We start from the raw sequence: 452 nt of genomic DNA on the forward strand, positions 1-452 counted from the left end.
AGATGCACCCGTCGGTGTTCGATCCGGCGGAGGAACTCGGGGCTGTCGAGTGGCAGTTCATCCAGGAGCGGGCGGCGGAGGCGGTCGGCGTCCCGATCGAGGAGATGCGCGACGTCGCGGGAGGCGGTGAGGACGCTGATCGGATCTGTGAGGTAGAAGGGTGTGAGGCGGTCCTACACGACATCGAGGACCTTCGGATGTTCACCTCGGATGCTTCATGGATGCGGTCACTCCCACCGAAGCGCCGGCACCGAATCCGGGCCGTCGAGATATGGGTGTTCGAGGAGACGGTGATCCCGCCGCCGTCGGTGCGGTCGAGCGAGGAGCAGGTACAAGAGTGGTTGCTCGAAACCGGTCGGATGTACCTGAATACGTCGCGGCAGACCGGTCTGCGGGCGTTCGACCAGTCGTAGCTGTGAGCTTTGACCCAGAGTACAGAGTACGGAGATCGC

General features: G+C 63.7%; 1 protein-coding gene. It reads left to right on the top strand.

Annotation, left to right across the window (positions count from 1 at the left end):
• Positions 1 to 413 (top strand): hypothetical protein (locus DVK05_RS17175; protein WP_158598872.1); only part of this gene is annotated, 413 nt, incomplete at its 5' end.
• Positions 414 to 452 lie beyond the last annotated feature (39 nt).

This window comes from Halorubrum sp. Atlit-8R, from assembly GCF_003666025.1.
In the GTDB taxonomy this organism is placed as follows: Archaea; Halobacteriota; Halobacteria; order Halobacteriales; family Haloferacaceae; genus Halorubrum; species Halorubrum salinarum.